At 66.4% G+C, this 19,254-nt stretch carries 9 protein-coding genes, 1 tRNA gene and 6 pseudogenes; 10 read left to right on the top strand and 6 right to left on the bottom strand.

Annotated features, from left to right (window positions below):
* Window positions 1-297: 297 nt before the first annotated feature.
* Window positions 298-370 (top strand) — tRNA-Arg (locus tag I6A60_RS26635).
* 736 nt (window positions 371-1,106) lie between these two features.
* Window positions 1,107-1,301 carry a hypothetical protein gene (locus I6A60_RS26640; RefSeq protein WP_203015980.1) on the top strand — a complete coding sequence of 65 codons (195 nt, stop codon included), beginning with the start codon at window positions 1,107-1,109 and terminating at the stop codon, window positions 1,299-1,301.
* A gap of 36 nt (window positions 1,302-1,337) precedes the next feature.
* Here the strand turns inward: I6A60_RS26640 and I6A60_RS26645 are convergent.
* Together I6A60_RS26645 and I6A60_RS26650 are read right to left on the bottom strand one after the other, a co-directional pair.
* Window positions 1,338-2,380 (bottom strand): annotated as a pseudogene (locus tag I6A60_RS26645) (IS110 family transposase).
* A 362-nt stretch (window positions 2,381-2,742) separates the two neighbouring features.
* Window positions 2,743-3,338 (bottom strand): annotated as a pseudogene (locus tag I6A60_RS26650) (IS6 family transposase); the annotation flags it as partial.
* A gap of 300 nt (window positions 3,339-3,638) precedes the next feature.
* On the opposite strand from I6A60_RS26650, the gene I6A60_RS42035 reads away from it, so the two are divergent.
* Window positions 3,639-6,014 carry a hypothetical protein gene (locus I6A60_RS42035; RefSeq protein WP_238436305.1) on the top strand — a complete coding sequence of 792 codons (2,376 nt, stop codon included), beginning with the start codon at window positions 3,639-3,641 and terminating at the stop codon, window positions 6,012-6,014.
* A gap of 183 nt (window positions 6,015-6,197) precedes the next feature.
* Here I6A60_RS42035 and I6A60_RS44185 read toward each other — a convergent pair.
* A pseudogene (locus I6A60_RS44185) lies at window positions 6,198-6,272 on the bottom strand (hypothetical protein); the annotation flags it as partial.
* Window positions 6,269-7,361: pseudogene (locus I6A60_RS26660) on the bottom strand (integrase core domain-containing protein). The pseudogenes I6A60_RS26660 and I6A60_RS44185, both read right to left, overlap by 4 nt.
* Before the next feature lie 382 nt (window positions 7,362-7,743).
* Between I6A60_RS26660 and I6A60_RS26665 the strand changes: the two are divergent.
* The 3 genes and pseudogenes from I6A60_RS26665 to I6A60_RS26675 all read left to right on the top strand — a co-directional run.
* On the top strand, window positions 7,744-9,294 hold the full coding sequence (locus I6A60_RS26665; protein ID WP_203015975.1) for a toll/interleukin-1 receptor domain-containing protein: 1,551 nt from the start codon (window positions 7,744-7,746) through the stop codon (window positions 9,292-9,294).
* Window positions 9,291-13,580: a hypothetical protein gene (locus tag I6A60_RS26670; protein ID WP_203015974.1), complete on the top strand. Its 4,290-nt coding sequence runs from the start codon at window positions 9,291-9,293 to the stop codon at window positions 13,578-13,580. The genes I6A60_RS26665 and I6A60_RS26670 overlap by 4 nt, the downstream gene beginning before the upstream one ends.
* A gap of 11 nt (window positions 13,581-13,591) precedes the next feature.
* Window positions 13,592-13,897: pseudogene (locus I6A60_RS26675) on the top strand (IS1634 family transposase); the annotation flags it as partial.
* A 295-nt stretch (window positions 13,898-14,192) separates the two neighbouring features.
* Here the strand turns inward: I6A60_RS26675 and I6A60_RS26680 are convergent.
* Together I6A60_RS26680 and I6A60_RS26685 are read right to left on the bottom strand one after the other, a co-directional pair.
* On the bottom strand, window positions 14,193-14,768 hold the full coding sequence (locus tag I6A60_RS26680) for a hypothetical protein (protein ID WP_203015971.1): 576 nt from the start codon (window positions 14,766-14,768) through the stop codon (window positions 14,193-14,195).
* A 24-nt stretch (window positions 14,769-14,792) separates the two neighbouring features.
* A complete protein-coding gene (locus I6A60_RS26685) occupies window positions 14,793-15,335 on the bottom strand; it encodes a hypothetical protein (RefSeq protein ID WP_238436306.1) in 543 nt (180 codons plus the stop codon).
* Window positions 15,336-15,515: 180 nt separating this feature from the next.
* Between I6A60_RS26685 and I6A60_RS26690 the strand changes: the two genes are divergently transcribed.
* The 4 genes and pseudogenes from I6A60_RS26690 to I6A60_RS26705 all read left to right on the top strand — a co-directional run bounded on the left by I6A60_RS26690 (window position 15,516) and on the right by I6A60_RS26705 (window position 19,253).
* The gene (locus I6A60_RS26690) at window positions 15,516-15,812 is read left to right on the top strand and encodes a toll/interleukin-1 receptor domain-containing protein (RefSeq protein WP_203015968.1); all 297 of its coding nucleotides are present in this window, start codon (window positions 15,516-15,518) and stop codon (window positions 15,810-15,812) included.
* A pseudogene (locus I6A60_RS26695) lies at window positions 15,725-15,984 on the top strand (DDE-type integrase/transposase/recombinase); the annotation flags it as partial. The gene I6A60_RS26690 and the pseudogene I6A60_RS26695, both read left to right, overlap by 88 nt.
* Window positions 15,985-16,455: 471 nt before the next feature.
* Window positions 16,456-16,935 carry a hypothetical protein gene (locus I6A60_RS26700; protein ID WP_203015967.1) on the top strand — a complete coding sequence of 160 codons (480 nt, stop codon included), beginning with the start codon at window positions 16,456-16,458 and terminating at the stop codon, window positions 16,933-16,935.
* 623 nt (window positions 16,936-17,558) lie between these two features.
* Window positions 17,559-19,253, top strand: coding sequence for a hypothetical protein (locus I6A60_RS26705; protein WP_203015965.1), 1,695 nt, complete (start codon window positions 17,559-17,561; stop codon window positions 19,251-19,253).
* The last annotated feature ends 1 nt before the right edge of the window (window position 19,254 follow it).

Genomic DNA, 19,254 nt, shown 5'->3' on the forward strand with positions numbered 1-19,254 from the left:
GGACCGGGCGCTTCGATACGCGCCCGGTCCCGGACAGGCGAAGGCACCGCCAGGGTGATCGAGTTCGGGTCAAGCGGGGTAACGCGTCGGGACCTTTAGCCTGTGGCGCCGGGGCCTCTGTACGGGCATCATGGGCGCGGCCCGCAGGAGGACGCCGGAAGCACCTGTTCTGAGCGCTCTCTGACTCCCGCCAGCCACCGTGGACCGCCCCGGGCGGCCCGACATTCCGGGCTGGCGCGGACGCGGGCCGTCTCGTCCCACGGTGTGGCGATCGCGAGGCCGCACAATGGAACATGAGCGCCCGTAGCTCAGCGGATAGAGCGAGTGCCTTCTAAGCACTGGGTCGCAGGTTCGATCCCTGCCGGGCGCACTACGCAGTGCAACAAGCCTCTGACCTGGGCCAATAGGCTCGATCAATCGGGCTGTATGAGAAGAACGGCACGTCGGTGCAGGTCAGTGTGGGAAGAGTGGGTTCGTACGGAAAAACGGTTCGGTCAGGACTGGCGGAATTCGTCACTGTGGGTGGCGACGGACGGGAGCGGGTACCCGTCGTCGAGTCGTTGCTGCTGGGGTCTGCAGCATCTGGGTTCCCGTGCCGGTCGGCTCCTGAATCGAGGCCGCGCGGGGGCAGTAGATCACTGGACGTCTGACCAACGGAAGGTCGTGAGCGGGGTTCTCGCGCGTCAGACCACCAGGGAGTATGCCGACGCCTGTCGGCCCCGGATCTCACACTCGGTGACGACGCTCGCCGTCGCTGAACAGGTCGAGCGATAATGGGCCCCTGGACGGGGTCGCGCAGGTACCGTGCTGGAAACACTGGAACTCCGATCGGCGGATGCGCGACTCACGTCGCGACTTATGTCTAGAGCCCGACGCTTTTAGGCGATAGCAGCCACCGCTCACCGTTAGCGGGCCGAGTGCTGGCCTGCGCGTACCGGCGGCAAGCTTGGGTCGTCGCCGAGTCCCCGGTCCCTTGGCGCCCCCCTCATTCGCTCGGGTGACCATTCCCCGGCCTGCGGTTCCTCTCCTCGCTGACGTCGGTCTTCGCTTCTCCAATCCAGCGCCGTGTCGACCGGGCATGCGGCGCGGGTATGGAGCGCATCGCCATGTCCACGGTTCTCGGTCGCGTCCTCGTCGTCGCTCTGTGCGCGGCGATCTCCCTCGTTGTCGCCCTGCTCGCTGGCATCCTCGCCCGGGCCGACGGCGCTTCTTTGCCGGCCGCGGTCCAGCGTGGCGGGGCCGCGTTCGCCGGCGCGCTGGGCCTGGCGGTCGTCGTGCTCTCGTCGGTGGGGGCGCTGTAGCCCGTGGCGGCGAGGGCGCTGACGCCCCTATGTTTGTCAAGCTGCGGTGGCTGTTGGTGTGGCTGGCTGCCGGGTGGGGTGTTGGAGCGAGTTGTAGGTCTCGCGGGCAACGTGGCGTTTGAGGCAGCGGATGGCTTCGCGGCGGGTTTTGCCTTCGCTGGTGCGGCGGTCGATGTAGTCGCGAGTGCGGGCGTCGCATCGGATCCGGGTGATGACGATGCGGTGCAGCGCGGCGTTGGCTTGCCGGTCGCCGCCGCGGTTGAGGCGGTGTCGGCGGGTTTTGCCGGAGGATGCCTCGACGGGGCTGGCGGCGCACAGGGCGGCGAAGGATGCGTCGTTGGTGAGGCGGTCGTGGTTGTCCCCGGCGGCGATGAGCAGCGCGGCGGCGCTGTCGGGGCCGATGCCGGGGCGGGTGAGAAGGTCCGGGGCTCGCTGGGTGATGACGGCGGCGAGGCGCTGGTTGAGGTCGCGGATCTCGGCGGTGAGTGCCTCGATCCGTGTGGCCAGGCGGCGCAGTGTGTAGACGACGGTGCTGGTGACGTCGGTGGGTTCCACGACGTCGAGGGCAGTGCAGCGCCGGATGAGTGTCGTCGGGCCGAGTCCGGAAGCGACTCCCGCAGCGTCGGCTCGGCGCAGACGAGCACTGCTTTGAGCTGGTTGATGGCCTGGGTGCGGGCTTTGACGGCGGATGTCTTCGCGATCTTGAGTATCCGTGCCATCTCCACCGCGCCGTCGCCGGTCTTCGCGGTTGCCCTTGCCTGGCCGGTCAGCACGGCGTGGGCGGCGGACTCGGCGTCGACGGTGTCGGTTTTCCCGCGGCGGCGGCGGGTGGCGCGGTCTGGCCGGTTGACCTCAAGCACATGGATGCCGTCGCCGTGCAGGTGGCGTGTCAGTGCCGCGCCGTAGGAGCCGGTGCCCTCGACTCCGGCCCGGGCAAGGCGGCCGTGTTGGCGTGTCCAGGTCACCAGTTGTTGGTAGCCCACGGCCGTGGCAGGGAAGGACGCGGTGCCCAGCAGCGCACCGACCGTGCTGATCACGGCTGCGACGTGGGTGTCCTTATGGGTGTCGACGCCTAGGATGACGTCTTCGGCGGGGTGTCGGTTTGGCCGGGGGACGCGGGTTGGCGCACGCTGGGCATCGGTCGTTCGTCTCCTGATCGGCTCGGTGGCGGACGGCCACCGCCGGGCCGGGCAGGGCGGTCAGAACTGTGACGGTGCCTTGTGCGGCAAGGCCCCTATCGGGACACGCCCGCCGGTCCGGCGGTAGCACGCGTGCATCGAGCGGCAGTCGACAGATCAGTGCGAGGGCATCACGCCAGTTGCATTGCGGGTCAGACCACCACCCGGTGCGCGCAACCAGATACTCACGGTTGCATTGTGAGGAGCCGGGGCATGCCGAACTACTGCTGGCCTGGTGATCAGATGGCGTGGGCGAGCTCGATGCCGCGGCGAATGGTCTGGACGAGCGCATGTCCGGTGCTGATCGTCTGGGCGGAGCGCAGTCGTTTCAGCCCGTGCATGGGTCGTGGCCGGGCTTTGAGTCTGCTGTGGTCGGACTCGATGCGGTTGTTCTCCCAGCGTGCGTCAACGTGGCAGGCCTCGGGCAGGAGCTCATCGAGAACCCGCGGGTAGACGCGCGCCTTGTCGGTGGTGACCTGGACCGGCCGGCGACCGTGGGCGAGAGCCCGGTCGGAGAAGCGGCGGGCGGCGAGCTGGTCGCTGGCGAGCACGTCGATGACCTGTCCGTGCTGGTCGACGGCACGGTACAGGTAGCGCCACCGGCCGGCGATCTTGATGTAGGTCTCGTCGATGAACCACCTAATGCCCGGGCGGTGACGGCAGGATCGGGCCGCGTCTACCAGCAGCGGCGTGAACCACTGCGCCCGCCGGAAGATCGTGACATGGTCGACGTCGAGCCGCGTTCGACCAGCAGCTCCTGGACGTCGCGGTACGACAGCGCGAAACTCGGATACCAGCGAACCGCCAGAACGATGACCTCCGGCGGGAATCGGAAGCCGGCCAACTTTGACGCCGGGATCGGTAGACGCACGACACCTCGAGCCACCACACGATCATGCGGGCTTGCAGCGCGGACCCAGGCGATGGCCGGCTGCAACAGTCCCAATAGCCTGTTCAGGACGCTTTCCGGCCGGTTCGCACCAGTCCGCGCGTTCCGCAAAACAGAGGTGTACTTCAGCAAACCTGACGGGTTGACAACTAGCGCGAAATGTGTTCCCATGCCCAAATGGGGGACGATTCCAAACCAAAGGCGGGTCGGCGCTGGGAGCGAATACCCACGAGCAGGTCCCTGTGGCTCGCCACGCTCTGGCATGGCAGCATGTCGGGAATTCTTATGAGCTTGTTCGCCTTCGTGTGTCTCCGGGTCATCTTCCAGCGCGCGATCTCCTGGACCGAGGCGTTCTACCTCATAGTCATTCCCATAAATCTCGTCGTGATGGCCCGCGCGGACCGACGCGTCGACAGACTCGTCACGTCAGAGCTCCGCGGCGGTCAGGGCTCACGGCGACCAGAAGGTGATGAAAGTTATGTGCTCTACCTGCGGCCGTTTACCGTCGACGGATCCCTGGCCGCCGCAGACGACGTCGGCGGCCGAAATTTTCTGACGACTCTCGCCGATTATTTCGGCTACCGTCACCCCGGCGAGCTCACCAGCACCTGGGAAAGCCGTCTCATCGGGCTCCTGCAACGCTTCGGCCAGGTATTCGCGGTCGGCCGGCCGGGCGAGTCTCTGCCACTGCCAGGTGCGCGCCGTTTCTACCTGCGGCCAGGCGAACCATGGCACGACGACGTCAGCGAGCTCATCAGCGGAGCCCGGCTGGTGGTCATCGTGGCCTCCATCGCGCCCGATTCCATGGGCGCGGACGGAACTCTGTGGGAGTACACCGAGTCGATCCGCCTGCTGTCGCCGTCCCGCGTGCTGCTGGTCGCGGTCGGCGAGCGGGCCGGTTACGAGCGCTTCCGGGCGGACGCCGCCAGGTACTACCGGACCCGGGCGGAAGAGCTGAGCGAGACAGGGGAGGAGCTCCCGCCGCCGCCCGCGCTGCCGGCATGGCCGGCTCCCCGGCGCCCGGCCAGGATGAGAACGGGGGTCTTCCCGATGCGCGGTGTCATTCGCTTCGCCGACGGCTGGGCACCCGAGTTCGTGCACTTCGACACGTCGGCCGAGCGGGGCCTGACTCCGCACGCGCGGTGGCGTCGCACGGCCGCGAGGCAGGTCAAATCGTTCATCGAAGAGTTCGAGAAAGACCTCCCAGGAACCGTCTTCTCCGGCATAGAAGCCCGCTGGCACTGGCAGAGCAAAGTACTGGTCACCACTTTCATGGCGCTCGCCGTCGTTTTTTTGCTCAAACTATGGGATGGTCGAAGCATCGCCGAGAGGCTGACAGTCCTCGCCGCACTCGCGCTGGTCGCGCTACCGGCGTTGGCTCGCCTGACGAGGCTCATCCACGACGGAACCAGCTCGTTTCCTAAGGTACGGATGCCAGACGAAGAGCCGGATAGCGTCTCCGCCGAGACGCCCGGTTCCGGCGGCGCAAGATACATCGTGCTCGAGAGCACGCTTCGGTGGCCGGGCCGCTTCGGGATCGGCCTCCAGAAGGTGCGGTCCTACAGCGACGAGAATGGCCGGCCTGTCCTGCCTCCGACCCGCAGTCCGCTCTGGCCCATGACGACGAGAAAGACCCTGCTACTGCCCCCGCAGGCGGAGCCGATTGGTCTCGGGAGAAATGTCCTGTGCTACCAGGTCGTGCGGTACGTCCAGACCGAACGTGACGCGAAGCTGCGCAGCGGGAGTTTCCTGGTGCGAGCCATCTTCAGCCTGATTATCGCGATCGGGGCGTTCGTCGGCGCGATCATCATGTTCTCGAACGTCCCCGGCATTGACTTCAGCCTTCTTTTCCCGCTGCTCCTGCTGCTCGCCTCGGGGCGCTTTCTGCTGTCGTGCGGTCGCGACTGCCGGCGCCTGGGTGCCATCACTCTCACCCCCCGGATCCCACAGGACATAACGAGGGAGCCCAACGCGCTCTACCTGCACCCGCGACCGGCGGCAACGGATCCGACCACGCCTTGGGAGAGCGGCCTCCTGAGGGACCTGATAGCCGCTGCCGGTGGGAAATTCCTACTTCGGGGAACTGCCATGAACAGCGACCTCTCGCCGAGCCGAGCCGCCCGCCTGCCGCTGCTGGGCGATGACTGGCGGAGCACCTTGAGCACAGCGCTGCCTCATTTTCGTTTCGTCATCGTGCCAGCGTGCGGCCTGGGCGTCGAGGCGCGCTGGCAGGTGACCGAAGCCGCGCGGCTCCTCCCGCCGAGCCGCCTGCTCATCGTCCTTCGTTCGGGGGACGAAGCGGCCGCGGAATACGTGCGCCTCCGCCAGTCGATCCAGCAGGCTTTCGACGAGCGGGCGGCCGAGATCTCCGAGTTCGACCGGGCCGGGTCCTGCTTGGCGCGCCTTCCGGTAGTGCCCCTCGCCGCCGCGGCGCCGGACGGCTGGCACGCGGCTCTGCAGGGCGTGATCTACTTCACCGACGACGGGACGCCACAGGTCCTGCGATTCGACCTCGTCGATACAGATGATGGCGAGGACGGCCGCAAGCCCCAGATCCTGCGGATCAGGGAGACGCTGCGGCCGATCTTTGCCGATCCGGCCCCATCGGCCGATGGCTCCCCGAGGACCGCCTCGAATCCCGCGTAAAGCTGGTTTCAATCCGGTGGGGGGCCCGACGGCTGCGTGGTCGTGCGTTCTCTCACCCGCGGGTGAGGGTACGGACCCCGACGGGCTTCGGCCTTGGTTTCCCGGTAGCGCCTTCTTGACGCTGCTGCCGCCGTCCGCGTAGAGGTCGCTGCCGGTCATGAAGGCGGACTCCGACGAGGCGAGGAAGACCGCTGCGGCGACGATGACCGCCGGGACGCCGAACCGGGTGATGTGGGTGAGCCGCATCGCCGCGCTCATCGACTCGCGACTGGTTCGTATTCGTTGATCAGCCCACCGAGGACGGGTCGGCGCTTGATCCGTCTGGTGGTGAGGTCTGCGACGGGGTGGTCGGGCTGGGGTGGCCGGAGATCGCGGCTGCGGTGGGTCGTCGTCCGTTGTAGTGCACCGCATAGTCGGTCAAGACGGTCCGCAGGTGCCGTTCGCTGAAGATCAGTATGCGGTCGGTGAGCTCGGCCGGGATGGTGCGGACGAACCGATCCGCGTAGGCATTTGCCCGCGGAGCCCGAGGCGGGATCTTGACAGCGGTGATGCCCGCGTCCACGAGGACCGCATCGAACGAGGCGGTGAACTGCCCGGCACGGTCGCGGACCAGGAACCGCCGGCCGCTCTGTCCCCGAGGTCCTTGAGGTCGTTGCGGATCTGCTGGGTGGTCCACGGCCCGTCCGGGTGCGCGGTGGCGCCGACGAGGTGAACGTAGCGCGTGCCGACCTCCATGACGAACAAGCAGTACAGACGCCGCAGCGTGACGGCGAAGTCGACGTGGAAGAAATCCACGGCCAGCATCGTCGTGGCCTGGGCCCGGAGGAACTGCCGCCAGGTCATGTCGGTCTGCCGCGTCGGCGCGGGAGGCAGCCCGAGGGTCTTCAGTAGCCGACGGATGGTCGAGGCACCGACGCGGTGGCCAAGCTTGAGCAGCTCGCCCTGGATGCTCTTGTATCTCCACGTTCTGTTCTCGCTCGCGAGCCGTTCGATCAGCGCAGCGATCTCCGGGTCGACCGGCGGTCGCCCGGGGTTCGGCACGGGTAGGCCACTTCCGGGTGACCAGACAGCGGTGCCACCGCAGGACGGTACCGGGTTGATCAGCCGGTGCAGTCGAAGCCTTCTCGGTAGGAGCCGAATCAGCGCGGCCAGTATCGCCCGGTCCGCCCAGTCTCACTGCGGCTTGGGCTGGGCGCGCCGCACTGTGACCTCGTGCCGAAGGACGAGCAGCTCGATGTCCTTGGACACCGATGAACGACCGAGTAGCACCAGCCAGCCACACACCCGGACGAAGATCAGGTAGAACACGCACGGCCATAGTTGACCACCATGCCCACGCCGTGCCATCGCATCAGTCCAGGTTGCGAGCCCAGGCCGACTTCTGGCACCCCACACGCCTATGGCGGTCAGGGTGACCCACGGGCGAGGACGCGGAGCCTCTGCGGCGGCTGTTGGTGAGGTCGTTCACGAAGGCCTCACCGGGGCGGGTCCGCTCGGTGCGCGACGTATGCGGCCTCAGGTAATCGACCGCCAGGGCGTTGTTGCGGTGGAAGGCCAGGCGCGAGGCTGGCGGCCTGATCGGCTGCTCGGGTGCGAGGACGACCTCCGCCTCGGGCGTGAGCAGGAGGGGGTTTGGTTCATGGTCCCAGCAAGCTGATGTCGAGACGATCGCTGGCTCGTGACGATATTTTGTGCTGGTCCGGGTCCCGACCTGTGGAGGTGTGATCGCGTGACCGCACCCCGTGTGTTTCTCTCCTACAGCAACCGCGACACCCGCGATGCGACCACCGCTCAACGTCTGGCCGCCGGGCTGCGCGCTTCGGGTGTGGACGTCTGGATGGATCGGGACAGTCTTGCCGCAGGCGTCGAGTGGCAGGAATCGCTGATCCGTCAAGTGCTTGAGGAGCGGACGCATTTCCTTGTGCTGCTCTCGGGCAGCTCGATTATTGCGCCGTGGGTACTGGCTGAGATTGACCTCGCTCGTCAGCGCTACCGCGAGGACCGCACCTTTCGGGTTCTTCCACTGGCCATGGGTCAGCTGGCCGACTTCCCCGGGGCCGATTTCATCGATCGTTTTCAAAGAGTGCCCCATCATGAACTGTTCGCAGATCAGCTTACCGAGGTGGCTCGCGCCGTCGGCGTAATCGACCTTGTGCCTGCCGTGGTGGCCGAGCTCATTGCGGACAAGACGGAGTATTTCGTAGGCCGTGAGTACGTCTTCGATGCCATCGGTGATTTCGTAGCCAGCGAGGATCGCGGCTACTTCACGATCGAAGGGGATCCGGGCGCAGGTAAGACCACCATCCTGGCTGAATACGTCCGGCGGACGGGTGCGGTCGCCCACTTCAACGCGCGCGGGCAAGCTCTAAATACGAGCAGCCATTTCATCCGCCAGCTCGGGGCCAATCTGGCGGCCCGGTACGGCGTGGCTCCGCTAGCCGCAGCCGTCGACCGGGACCGTCACGGGGAAACGCTCTCTCGCCTGCTAATTGATGCTCGTGCCGAAGCGCCTGCCGGTGAGCCAGTGCTTCTGGTTGTGGATGCGCTGGATGAGGTGAACAGCCTCGGTGATCCACCCGGAGCGAACGCGCTCCTGCTTCCGAGTCACGTCCCGGCGGGTGTCTACTTCGTTCTCAGTAGTCGTCGTGCCGCCACCGTTCTCGACACTGATTCCCCCAGCCGGATCTTCGATCTCGGGCATGTGCAGAGCGACACCATGGTTGATATCCGCCAGTTTCTCGAGCAGGCAGCGTCCCGAGATCCGCTGAGCCGCTGGTTATCTGAACGGGGTGTGCCAGTAGTTGATTTCGTCCGACGCCTCGCCGAGGGCAGCGAGGGCAACTTTATGTACCTGAGATATGTTCTGCCGGAACTGCTCTCCGAATCGCAACTGACCCTGGAGAGGTTGCCGCGCGGGCTCGAACAGTACTACGAGGTGCACTGGCGAGCCATGGATACGACGGGCTCTGAAGGGCACCTCAAAGTGTGGGTGATCTACCTATTGTGTCAGCTTGAGCAGCCCGCCACTGCGGGTGTGCTGGCTAAGTTGCTGCACGACGTCGAACCCGGCGCCGACGCGATCGCGGTGCAGGAGGTGCTGCTGGAGTGGCGGCAATTCCTGCACCGCGAGGAAACCTCCGGCGCACCACGATGGAGCGTTTATCACAACAGTTTTCGTGACTTCCTGCGACGTAAGGACACCGTGACGAGCGCTGGTCTCTCGCTCCCCGAAGTTAGCGGTGTGATCGCGGATGTGCTCTGGGACCGAGCGCGTTCATGACCGAGGTCGATCAGGAACTCGCCGACCTGACTCGACATCTCTGTCGCTACCTCTACGACGCGGGCCGAGTCGACCGGTTGATCGAGCTCATTGCCGATGACCGTTGGATGCTCCGCCGACGTGATCCGGTCACCGATGACTGGGACGGATATCAGGCGGATCTGGAGACAATCTGGGACGCAGTCGATCAGTCATCGATCGCGGATCCGACTCCCTATTTGATCCGGCTGGCCGTGATCCGGTCCACGTTGTCCTCGGACGAAGATCTGCCTCCGGCGCTTGTCCTGGCCGCACGGTCCACCGACGCCTGGAGCGTCAAACGCACGCTCTCCGCGATCAGCAGGCAGCCGTCATCCACCCTCCGCGCCGCCATGCTCCTTACTCTGCTCGAGGACGTCGGATCCGAGCAGTCGGATTCGGTTCGCGCAAGGATCCTCGACTTGATCCAGCTACCAGCCGGCGAACTCCCGGCCGAGGAACTAGTGCGTGGATTGGAACTGCTAGAGCCTGCCGAGCGACTGGCCGTGGTCGATCGGATCGCAGCGGACGCGATCATCACCTCAGTCGCGCAGAGGGTTGGCACGGTGACTCCCGCAGCCATAGTCGATGCTCTCGAAGCCGTACCCGAAGCACGGCGGCCAGTCCTGATCCGTAAAGTGGCGGACCGACTGATTCTCGAACTCGCGCCATCGGCCCGGTCCGCTGAAGAGCCGGATGATCGGGCAGAGCAGGAGCCGGGGCGACTCCCCTCACCGCCGTCTTTGCGGGATCAGCAGTACCAAGATGCAATTAAGGTCCGCTTCGACTTGTCACGAGCCAGCCGAGACGTAGCTGAGCTGCTCGTTCGCCTAGCCGCTTTCCTCCCGCTCCATCCAGCTCCCCAAGATTTCTTGCAGGCCGTCGGCAAATCCCTGGGGTTCGTCACTGACCCCAACCTGCTCGGCCGACTGATGGAGGCCTACGCGCTCCCAGGACCAGCCGAGTCGCTGAAGCCCAGCGAGGATGGTTCGCCTGATGAGGAGTCGCGCGCGCGCCGTGACTTGTTGAGAAGTGTCCAGGCCGCTGTGCGCCCGGGTGAGGTGAATGAATTGCTCGGCACCGATGACCTGCCAGGCGACTCGATCGAGATACTTCAGTGGCGCTACCTCAACCTGCTTCTTCCGAAGCTCAACGGACCTGACGAGGCACCCGATTACGAGCCATCCGAGGGAGGCGCTGCGGATTACTCGCTAGTGATGCGAGAGATCCGGCGATTAGGCATGCCGACCTTCCTCGCGACGATGGTGTCCCGGGAACCGCTGTCGGACGCGGATCTGCTGAAACTGGTCCGGGAGACGATGAAGCCAAGCGACTTGGCCGAGCAGCTCTTCATGATGTCTCTGATCAACGAGCTCCGCGAGGACGAAGTTCAAGACGCTCAGATCACACAGGCTCAGCGGAGGATCCGGGCAGCTCTCCTGATCGCGGCGCTCGACCGGCACGTCCAAGAGGGAAGCGTCGCGGCGGCATGGCTAGGAGTCAGGGCGGACGACCTCGTGGACGTCGATTGGAACGCCGTGCTGGCGCACTTCCTGGCCCTGTCGTTGGATCCACAGCGCACCACCCTGGATCTGGTTTACGGCACCGCGATCGACATACGCACGGCTCCCCGGCTGGCCGCGTTGCCTCTGCTCCTTCCGCATCTGATCGATGATCAGGTAAGCAGTGTGTTCACGGATGTCCTGGCCTGGTACGACTCGGACATGCGGCGCGCTGGGCTCGAGTTGCTCGCTCCACGTCTAACGCGGCAGCAGGTGGATCGAGCATTGCGGTCTCTCGCTCCGGATGTGGATGCGGTAAGCCAGCTCTGGGCCATCGAGGCCCTCACTACGGGAATCAACGCCGGCGATTTGCGACTGCTCACGGTCGACGAGTGGTACGCACAAACGATCACTGACATCCGTAGCGGGCAGGACTTCGGGCTTGCCGCACGGCTGATTTCCCGCCCGGTGGGCGAGCAGCCGGACAAACGGCCGCCGCCCGGAGACCTGCTCCCAGCCGCCCAGCTCCTGGGCCCGCTACGGTCCATGACCGTTCCCCACCGCCTCGATGCTCTCCTTGCCCTCGCCCGCGCCACGGCGGGCCGGCTGCCGCCCAAAATCGTCGCCGAGGCCCTAGCCCTCCCAACAGCCGGCGACAACAACAAGATCAGTCCGCGCGGCTGGCTGATCGCCATGCTGGCCGATCGATTTCCCGACGAGTGGATCGAGCGGGTGTTCGTGGCCGCGCTGGAGCTTCCGGAGCGCAACGCGATTGGCGACTCGCAGGCCTGGGGTTGGAACTGGATCCACGAATACCCGCGGGGAGCGGCGATCCTCGCGCTGGCTCCTCGCCTGACGGGCGACCAGGCCACGGCCGCCTTCGAGGAGTGCAAGCGACTGCCCTGGTTCGCGCGTGAAGAGATCACGCGTGCGCTCGCAGCCGTGGCCGACGAGCGTCTCGCGCGCCTGATCTTCGATCACGCCCTGCATGTCCATCCTGACTACATGAGCCTGCCGGATTCTGTGTCCGGCGCCTACGTGCTTGAGCAGACCGTCGTGATGTCGGAGCTGGCGATCTTCAAGATCGAGCGCGAGGTGCAACTGGCCGAGGTGATCGCGGCGACCGTAGATCGTCTGGATCAGGATCGCTTGGACCGAGCCGTCGCGCAGGCGCTGGCATTCACTAATGACGGACCTAGGGCCTGGCTCCCAGCCCGGTTGCTGCCTCACCTGCCCAGGGGCCGGATCGAGCCACTGCTGTCATCCGGTGCGCTCGCGGCGATCGAGTTCGTAGGCGCCGATCCAGGCCGACTGGACCTGCTCACGGACCTGCTCCCTGCGATGGAAGACGAGATCGCTCGGCGGAGCGACGCCGTCCAGAACTTCGTCGAGCGTCACGCCCACGAGCGACGAGAACGCCTGACCCGCGCCGAGTACGAACGACTGACGGCAGATGAGGCGCGCGAGTACGAGCGGCTCCTCGGTGCGGACGCCATGGCCGAGGCGTCCGCTGCCCACGAGTGGTCCGCGCAGGTAGACCAGCGGCCGTTCGTCCTCCGGAGTCTTCTGTCGCCGGTCTTTGCCGGACAACTCGAGAACATCCTCGTCCAGACTCTTGCCCAAGCACCGCTCCGGCCGCGGGTTCGCGCGATCGAGTCCATGCGCGAGGTGGTTGAGCCCGAACAGCGGGCGGCAATCGTATCGGCCACCATGCGGCAACTGATCGAGCAGGACCTGGATCCAATGAAGCGTGTCCAGGCACTGGGCGAGCTTCTTCCCCTGCTCGACCAGGCGGCGGTTGACGCACTGGTTTCGGTTGCCGCCGTTCAACCCGGCCCTTCGATCCGGGATGACGAGGAACTGGCCGCCGCCATTGCCGCGATGACCGTGCGCGACTTCGGCAAGGTGACGCGCTCTCACCCCGGCTTCGACGAGTTCCGTCACAACCTGGTGGCCCGAATCGTCGAGAAAAGCATGAGTGACCAGGACCTGGACGTCATCCGGGAGCGTCGTGGAGCGCGGGTCCAACTGCTGGACCACGCTGGGCCGAGACTCTCAGCGACTGGCATGATTCACGCCGTCGAGCTAGTCTGCTCGTTGCCTCCGGTCGAGCGCGGAGATGGCATCGCAGCTCTCCTGCCGGTCGCCTCTGGACCCAACCGTGACCGTCTGGTGGCAGAACTCATCGATCTGCCCTCTGCGTTTGGCCGGTTCTGGGGTCTCTTCAACGCTCAAGATGCTCTCGGTGAACCGAGTGATCCGAGGCTGCCGAAGCTGGCTCGCGAGACTGCACTGTCGTTTGCTGACCCCCGGTCCTCCGCGACCCTCCTGCTGATGCTGATCGGCTACTCCGGTGACGACCGCGAGGATTGGATCCTTGAGGCTGCACGCCGCTTGGAACGGCTCCCGGCGCACGAGCGGCTTTCTCTGTTGTCACTGATCGCACGCATGGCTCAGAACAACGAACGGCTGACGGCAATCTTCTGGCAACAGACCTGCGGAGGCCCGTCGCTCGACGACGTATTCGCCGGCCTGCTCGTGGCGGCTCGGCTCGGCGTGTCCACGTCCGCGATCACGGACTCTCAGCGACAGGCTCTCCGCGACGCCGTAACGCATCATCTCCGCTCAGCTGCCCGCAGCGAACGCGCCAGGCTGCTTGCTTTCGTGGCTGGAGAGGCCCCAGGTCTCATGGCGATGTCGAGCCCCGAGGGTGGGTTTGAGGCAGCACGTGCAGTCCATGAAGTCTGTTCTCTCTGGCGCTGGTAATGACGCCCGAGTTCGTCCTCGCCGCCTACCACCGGCTCTACAACATCGAGAAGGCGTTCCGGATGTCCAATAGCGACCTACCGCGAGGCCGGTCTACGACCACGAAGGCGCCTCGATCGACGCCGCACCTGACGATCGTGTTCGCCGCGCTCGCCGTCACCCGGTTCATCGAGGACCGCCCCGGCTGGTCGGTCCGCCGCTTCGTGCGCACCACCCGGCGCTACCGCACTATCCAGATCCGCGCCGGTGAGCAACGTTTCACCGCCGAGGACCCGCTCCCGGACGATCTGCGCACCGCGCTCGCCCTCATCGTCTGACCCCGCACGGGCCGCGACCCGAACCGGCCGCACCCGTGCCCCCAGAACCGGCTCAGAACGGCCGCGCAGAGGCTGGCCTGGCCGCTAACCAAGCCCCTGAACGGACAAAACGCCCGCCAATCCGAGATTGATCAAGCTGGCCGGATGCGCCGTGCGCGCCAAGAGGGAAGCCAGGTCGGAAAAGCAGGCCGGTTCGGGATCGGTGATCGTTCGGCAGTCGTAGGAGTGACCTGGCGTTGCCGAGGTCCTGGTACCCGTCCGTGCGGCCTTCGCGAGTCATCAGCGTATCGATGTATCAGCTCAGCACGATCGCGATGAAGCCTCCGACGTAGGCCAGAGCGAACAGCGGCGGTACCCACTGCTCGATGTGGGTCAGCGGCCAGTATACTTCCTTATCATCACCTTCGCCGAGCGCGACCCATTCCGCCTTCCAGTAGGGCGACGCAGGCAGTCGCTCCTCCAAGGCCCCGACCACTAGGTACTTCGCTGCATTGAGCTGACGGTAGGAGCGCACCAACCAAAACCAGGTCATACATTGGATCACTAGCACAACCAAGGGCGCTATCAGGAGATCGAGCGGAGCCTTGGGGAGGTTCTTCCAGGCTCCTCCAATGAGCGCGAATATCGCCGTGTTCAGTGTCAGGTAGAAGGTGTTCGCAAGGCCGCGTCGAGCGCTAATGCGGTCGGCCATTTCAAGGCAGACATTGTACTGCGCGAGAATTGTCTCTCGGTACTTGACGTCGTCGCCGCCAAAGCTACTGGAGTCCACTCCCGCAGTCCACAGCGAATTGCGGACGCTATCGAAGTCGGCGCGTTTGCCGCCGCCGAAGTAGGACCGCCAGAACTTGGCCACAGCCGATGTCGACGACATAGGGCAGAGTCTACAGTCTCTGCTCTACCTTTCGGGGTTCCGCCGTCTTGGGTGGTCAATGACCGGTCGGCCCGTGAGGAGCTCCCGCTTCGGGCTAGCCGGATGGGAGATGCGCATCGGACTGGGGGGCGCGGGGAAGCCCGGCAGAGGGGTTGCCGCGTCGACCTGCCGTGGTCCCGACGGCGGGCCGCTTCGTCGTTGTGCACCTTGAGGCCAGATGATCTCGACATGGGTTCCTGTGGATCGGGCGTACTCGACGACCGCGGCGGTGCCTCCTCGGTCGACGGGAGCGCGGCCGTCCCAGACCGCGAACAGAAGATCGATGGAGTTGACGAGCGTCTCGTTCGCTGATGCATACGCCGCACGGTTGGACTCATCGTGCGGCATAACTCGCACACAGGTGGCGCGATCGACGAGACTGTCGAACAGGTCCGCGTGATCATCGGTGACCTGGCGTTGACGGTAGTCAGCAGCGGGAACGATGATCGCGAAATCGCCGCCGAGTTCGAGGACGGCCTCGGCGAAGATGCTGTCGGCGGCGACCGCGATGCAGCTGACGCCCGTCACACCGTGCGCCATGTGGGGGTGAGGGCGTCTGTTAGAGCCTCGCGGATCAGTCGCACGCTAATGGGGGTGAGGTCCATGTGACCGGTGACGCCGATACGGGTCAAGGCTCGGGCCTCCTTCCGTCTTGTTCGTGCTGTCGCTGGTCGTCGTGCCTTCTAGCTTGGAGCCGCCATGCGGACGATGGGTTTGATCCTGGCGTGGAGTGAGCGATGGGGCGAGCGGAGACGCGGTATCGGCGTGGACGGCGGCCAATGGGATTTCTTCGTTTCGTATACCCAGGTGGACCGGAGGTGGGCCGAGTGGATTGCCTGGGAGTTAGAAGATGCGGGCTATCAAGTCCTGCTTCAGGCGTGGGATATGGTACCGGGAAGCAACTGGACCGTTGCAATCGGGTCCTCGACGAGCAGCTCCCCGCCGCCCATCACGTGGATGCCCGGTACGCGAACAACAAGGTCGAAGCCGATCACGGCAGATTGAAGGCACGGCTGCGGCCGATGCGCGGGATGAAACGTCTCCGCTCCGCGCAGGTCATCGGCTCCGGGAACGCCTTCGTCCAGAATCTCCGCCGGGGCCGGTACGAACTCGCCTCCACGCCGAACCCCATCACCGACTCGCCGCAGCGTTCACCGAACTCGCCTTGGCTCTCTGACCAGGCAACCAGGCTGCCCCGGCCCTGCCCCGGGCCAGCTCAATGCAACAGCGCCAGCCCGGGTCCGCAGAGGTTCCGCAACATCCACCCGAAGACCGCCCGACCAGCCAGCGCACCGAAACCCAGCCACCCCGGCCCCGGCCGCCCCGCTGGCCACCCCAACCAACGACGCGCGATCCACCGACCGGTCGGCAAGACCAAGGACGAGGCAACCACTGCACGACCTCGGAGGCAGACAAGTTAAACGACAAGCTAAGAGGGCCAGACGGCCCGCGATCTCTGGCTTCACCGCAACGGAGCCACTGGCCGAAGAAAACAGGTTGTCAACTCCGTCGGACTGAGTCCGCGTTTCGCGCAAGGATCGCGGCACGCGGCCGATCGGGGGGAAAGATGGCAGCTTGGCGCAGCCGGTTTCGGCGCGGGGAATCACTGGGATCCTGGATCGGCCTGGGTGTCGTACTTCTGCTCATCGTGGCCTCGGGCCTGGCTGCCTCGGCCGATACTCCACCGCTGGCTGTCTCTCTCGGACCGCTGTTTCTCACGGATACCGAGGCGCCGGCGGGGTTCGTCCCGGACCATGCGTTCAGCGGGCAGCTGACGACGGAGCGCCTGGGACCGCTCGGAATCGACCCCGGCACGTTCGAGCGCGGCACCCGGGCCGGCGAGGTGCGGTCGTGGCGGACGCCGGCGACGCTCGGTTGGCGGTCACTGATCGCGCGTTTCAGCCCGAACCGGTTTGATTCGTTCGAGGAGATCACGGCGCGTTCGCTGTCGGCTGTCGGGCCCGTCGTGGCGATCAACCCGCCCGGCATGACGCTTCCGCCCCTCGGCGCGGCCCGGGCGACGATGTCCGACGTCGACTGGCAATCCAGGATCGACGAATGGATGAAGCAGGGGGCCCTCGTCGTGATCGCCGTGCCGCCGTTCGCGCTGACCGCGGGCCTCCTGTGAGAACTCCAGCAGATCATCGACCGCCGGTACTGGGAACGCACCGTCCGGGTCGTGCCGGCGGTGCCAACTGCGGAGTTGGCGTCGCGCTGGCATCAGCTTCGGCAGGTCGACCCCCGGGTCTGGCCCCTGACTCGAACCCTTCCGCCGTATCCTGGGAACGCACTCGCGTTGATCTGCACTGCGGGCGGCTGGCAGGCGTTCTCCGCTGCCCGTCGAGACGAGTGGGCCTACCGCTCGGCGCTACGCACGGCTTGGGATCAGCTACCGGGGATTCAGGGGCCGGCCAGATGAGGCGTCGCTGCTCGCGTGCGGGCCGGATATCCGACCGACGATCGGGCCGTACCAGCGGACGGGCGGCGACGGGCGCTGCCCTGGCCGGCGCGCTCCTGGCCGCGGGATGTTGCCTGGCCTGGTTCTTCGCGCCGGGCACTGCGTACGCGGCCAGCGTCCCGCCAGCCACCATTGGCTCAGCAACCCGATTCATCGCCGTACCTCCGGTGCCGGCCACCGGCGCGAGGGGCTGGCTGTTCCTCGGCCAGGAGCCTGGGCAGACGATTCTCTCGGGGACTGCGGCGCAGTGCCCGAGCCAGGCGCGCCGCTGGGATGCCGACGGCGGGACACGCGTGACGTTGACGGTGTACGACTGCCGGTCGAGCCAGGACGCGGCCGTCGCGCTCTGGACGGCGGCGATTCAGTTGGTGGACCACAGTCACTACACGGCAACCGAGCTCGCCGACCACTCGGTGCTGCTCACCTCCGCGCCGGGTCAGTCCGACCCTGACCCGGTCGTGCTGAACGCGCTGGCCAGGGGCCATGTATTCATCATCGCGGCGGTCTGGGCACCGGCGGGCGCTCCGCTCGACAGAGCGGGCATAGCGGAGCGCACCGCGGCGGCTCAGGCCGAGCTGGCGGCGGGCGCGGGCTGGAACGCGCACGTCGACCTGCGGTTGCGGGTGATCGAGTCGCGACGCTTCACCGAGACGTTGGGCGCGCTGATCCTCGGCTATCTGGCCGTGATCGGCCCGTGGGCGATGCTCACCAAGCCGCTGCGCGGCGAGCGGTACGGCGTTCGCAGCGGTGATCCTCGCTGGACCGACGTCACCAAAGCCGCCGGCTGGCTGCGGCGGTGGGTCCGGCTGCGCGCGGCGGCGCGGGTGGGCTTCCTGCTGTTCGCCATAATCCTGGTGTCCGGGGAAGTCAGCGTCGGCTCCGTCGTGACGGTGGTCATCTGCGGCGTTCTCGGGTGGATCAGGCCGGTGGGCAGAGTCCGTGGCTGGCGGCCCTCCCGGGTTCGCGGCCTGCGGATCTTCTCGTCGTGGGGCGCCTGGATTAGCGCCCCACTGGGTGCCGTAAGCCTGGTCCTGCTGGCGGCAGCGGCACTGACGGTTCTGATGCCCTTCACGGCGCTCGTGTCGGGCATCTCGCAGTCGCCGCTGTTCGTCGGCGGCACGCTCGACCTTCGCTATGTCCCAACCGATACGTCCAGCCCGGTGTGGTGGTCACTGCTGCCGTTGGTTCTTCCGCGTGAGTACGCCCTGGGAGTCATGCTGGCCGTCGCCATCGTGCTGGTGATGGCGGCGACGCGGCTGCGCCGGGCAGGACGCAGCCTCGCGCTCGCCGCGCGACACCACCTACCGCCTCCGTACGTCCTGTACCTCCGGAACTTCGGCGACGACCGGCTGCGGATGTCTACCAGCGCGATCGGGCGGACCAGCCTGGTGGAACGCCTGAACCCCTTCACCCGCCAGCCGTTCGAGGAGGTGCTGGCCCGCCATCTCAACCGCCTCGCGCCGGTCGTGACGGCCCGGCCGCCCGGAAGCCGAGTGCCGACGATCGGAGCGGTGCGGATGATCCTTCCCGACGGCTCCGCCTGGAAGGATGGTGTCGCGGAGTATGCCGGCCTGGCGAGCGCTGTGGTCGTCGCGGCGACGCCCGACGCCGTCCAGCCCGGTCTGCGCTGGGAGCTCTCCTACCTTGACCGCGAACGCGCGACCGGGCCCGTCATGCTCGTCCTCGGTCCGCATCCCCGCGGGGATCTAGTCGCTCGCTGGAACCTGTTCGTGGCGGCGGCCCGTACGTACCCGCGCTTCGGTGCGTTGGACACCTACCTGGACGGCGGCCATTCCGGGGCCATCGTCATGGTGCTGGACCCGGCGGAAGGATGGCTGACCTGGGGAGCGGAGAAGCGCAACGAGTGGACCTATGCCGTCGCGCTGTCCCATGCGATCGACCGTGCCCGGGCCATCGGGCCGTCTCCGGATCGGATCGGGTCGGAGGGCATGCTGGCGGGTGCGCCGAGGTGGCCCGAGCCCTACTGAA

The sequence above is a fragment of the Frankia sp. AgB1.9 genome (genome assembly GCF_016786355.1).
Lineage (GTDB): Bacteria > Actinomycetota > Actinomycetes > Frankiales > Frankiaceae > Pseudofrankia.